The 2714-nt window shown below is 64.5% G+C and carries 4 protein-coding genes; all 4 read right to left on the bottom strand.

Annotation, left to right across the window (positions count from 1 at the left end):
* A partial coding sequence (locus WCB02_RS36515; RefSeq protein WP_423966535.1) for a DUF1036 domain-containing protein occupies window positions 1-278 on the bottom strand: 278 nt, incomplete at its 3' end.
* 161 nt (window positions 279-439) lie between these two features.
* Window positions 440-1336, bottom strand: a complete 897-nt coding sequence (gene argB, locus WCB02_RS36520; protein WP_423966537.1) for an acetylglutamate kinase — start codon at window positions 1334-1336, stop codon at window positions 440-442.
* 119 nt (window positions 1337-1455) lie between these two features.
* On the bottom strand, window positions 1456-1827 hold the full coding sequence (locus tag WCB02_RS36525) for a DUF423 domain-containing protein (protein WP_423966539.1): 372 nt from the start codon (window positions 1825-1827) through the stop codon (window positions 1456-1458).
* Complete coding sequence (gene yihA, locus WCB02_RS36530; protein ID WP_423966541.1) at window positions 1824-2477, bottom strand: ribosome biogenesis GTP-binding protein YihA/YsxC; 654 nt, start codon at window positions 2475-2477, stop codon at window positions 1824-1826. Before yihA ends, WCB02_RS36525 begins: the two co-directional genes overlap by 4 nt.
* Window positions 2478-2714: the final 237 nt, after the last annotated feature.

Here is a 2714-nt window from a genome sequence, read left to right on the forward strand (position 1 = left end):
CACAGCGTATCGCTGCCGTTCTGCGGCAGCGGCGAGGCGCCGTAGACGCCGAGCGCGCGCGCATTCAAGAGGATGCGGTCGGCGCTGAGCGGCCCTTGCAGCACGACGCGGCAGGCGGCTGGATCGATCCGGAACCAGCCGCGCGTCGCGCTGGCGGCTTTGTCGTCGATGCCGATCGCGGCCTCGACCACATAGCTCATGCGGTTGCAGAGTTTCAGGTCTGCGAGCGCCGGTTCGGAGGACGCGCACAGCGAGATCAGTGCCGCGGGAAGCGCCATCAGGGTCCGGCTCCAGATCGATGATGATCGCCTTGATGATCTTCTTGGGCGCGCTCGGAAAGAGGGCGTCAGCCCGATGGGCTCGCGCGGCGGCGAAAAGATCCGCATGGCCGGAACGAATCCGGCCGTGACGACCTTTTTTTGCGTCGCCGCCTGCATCATCACTTGTGGATCAGCGTGCCGGTGCCCTGGTTGGTGAACAATTCGAGCAGAACCGCGTGCTGCATCTTGCCATCGATGATGACGACGCCCTCGACCCCCTGCTCGAGCGCGTAGATGCAGGTTTCGACCTTGGGGATCATGCCGCCGGAAATGGTGCCGTCCGCGATCAGTTTGCGCGCGTCCCTCACCGACAGCTCGGAAATCAGTTTCCTCGACTTGTCGAGCACCCCGGACACATCGGTCAACAGCAGCAGCCGTTTGGCCTTCAGCGCGCCGGCGACTGCGCCGGCAAAGGTGTCGGCGTTGACATTGAAGGTCTGTCCGGTCTTCGACGTCGCGAGCGGCGCCAGCACCGGGATCAGCTCATAGCCGATCAACTGATTCAACAGCGTCAGATCGACCTTTTCCGGCTCGCCGACGAAGCCGAGATCGACCACCTTCTCGATATGCGAATCCGGATCGACCATGGTGCGCGTCGCCTTCGACGCCGTCACCATGTTGCCGTCCTTGCCGCAGAGGCCGACCGCCTTGCCGCCGGCCTCGTTGATGTAGCCGACCAGCTGCTTGTTGATCGAGCCGGCCAGCACCATCTCGACGATCTCGATGGTCGCAGCGTCCGTAATGCGCAGGCCGGCCGCGAATTCGGAGTGAATGCCGAGCCGCTTCAGCATGGTGGCGATCTGCGGTCCGCCGCCATGCACGACGACGGGATTGATCGCGGTCTGCTCGAGCAGCACGATATCACGCGCAAAGGCTTTCGCCATGTCTTCCGCGCCCATGGCGTGGCCGCCATATTTGATGACGATGGTCTCGTCGTCATATTGCTGCATATGCGGCAGCGCTTCGGACAGGATGCGGGCCTGATCGAGCGGGCTGATGTCGGTCGCGTCGGTCATGAAGCGGATCTCGTGATTTCCCGGGGTCGGCGCGTTCTATCCGATTGGCTGGCACGGCGCAAAGCATGCGTGATCGTGTCACAGGCGCTTTTGCGCGCCTGGAAGTGGATGCGGGCCGGTCAGCCGCGTCGCGGCCATGCCGCCGACAGCGCGAGCACGAGCCAGCTTGCGATCAAAAGCGTGCCGCCGGTTGGGGCTGCGAACGGAAACAGGCGGTGGCCGGCGAACTGGCGCAAGGCGAGATCGCCGGCAAACAGGCTTGCTGCGACCACGAAGCCGAACGCGGCTGTGGCACCAATCCGCCCGTGAATGATACCGCGCTCGACCAGCAAGGCCGTGCCGAGCACGGCGGACGCGTGAAACAGCAGCATTGACGATGCCGATTCGAGCTGTGACGCGTGCTCCAGATGCGCCGCCGCCGCCGCGAGCATGACGCCATCGGCGCCCATGATGCCGGCAAGGATGACCAGGATGCGAACCATGGCCGTCATCGGCCGCGCTCCTCCAGCAGCCGCACCATCGCAGCCCGCAGCTCCGGCATGCCGGTGCCCTCGCGCGACGATGTCGCCAGAACCTCCGGGAAGGCCGCCGGATGTTTGGCCAGCGCCGCGACGGTCTCGGCGATCCTCGCCTCAAGCTCGGCCGGCTTGACCTGGTCCGTCTTGGTGAGCACGACCTGGTAGCTCACCGCCGCCTTGTCGAGGGTCTTCAGCACGTCGAGATCGACGTCCTTCAGTCCGTGCCGCGCGTCGATCAGCACATAGACCCGGGCCAGCGTCGTGCGGCCCTGCAGGAATTGCAGGATCAGCGCGGTCCAGGAGGCGACTTTGGCCTTTGGTGCGGCGGCATAGCCATAGCCGGGCATGTCGACCAGCCGGATGCCGGCCTTGTCGGGGCCTTCGAAGAAGATCAGTTCCTGGGTCCGGCCGGGCGTATGCGAGGTCCGCGCCAGCGCGTTGCGGCCGGTCAGCGCATTGATCAGCGAGGATTTGCCGACATTGGAGCGGCCGGCAAAGGCGACCTCGAGCGACGCCATCGGCGGCAGCGTCTCGATCGACGGCGAAGCCCACACGAACCGCCAGTCGCCGGCGAACAGCTTTCGTCCGGCTTCGATCAGGTCGGTGCTGGTGGTGGCGATCATGCGAAGGCTTTCACCCCGCCATTGCGAGGAGCGAAGCGACGAAGCAATCCATTTCTCCGTAGCGGGATGGATTGCTTCGCTTCGCTCGCAATGACGGATTCAAGTCCGTGGAGTTTTCCCGGCGTCCCTACGTCGCCTTCTTGGAGACGAAGGTCGATCTGAGATTGTCGAACAATTCCACCTTCACGCCATTGCGGCGCATGATGAAGCTTTGCTGCAGCACCGACAGCGTGTTGT

The organism is Bradyrhizobium sp. (assembly GCF_049581145.1).
Taxonomy (GTDB): Bacteria; Pseudomonadota; Alphaproteobacteria; order Rhizobiales; family Xanthobacteraceae; genus Bradyrhizobium.

What these genes read in the sequence shown, in the direction of transcription:
- argB (WP_423966537.1), bottom strand. Translation starts at nt 1,336, where the DNA reads ATGACCGACGCGACCGACATCAGCCCGCTCGATCAGGCCCGCATCCTG.
- WCB02_RS36525 (WP_423966539.1), bottom strand. Translation starts at nt 1,827, where the DNA reads ATGACGGCCATGGTTCGCATCCTGGTCATCCTTGCCGGCATCATGGGC.
- yihA (WP_423966541.1), bottom strand. Translation starts at nt 2,477, where the DNA reads ATGATCGCCACCACCAGCACCGACCTGATCGAAGCCGGACGAAAGCTG.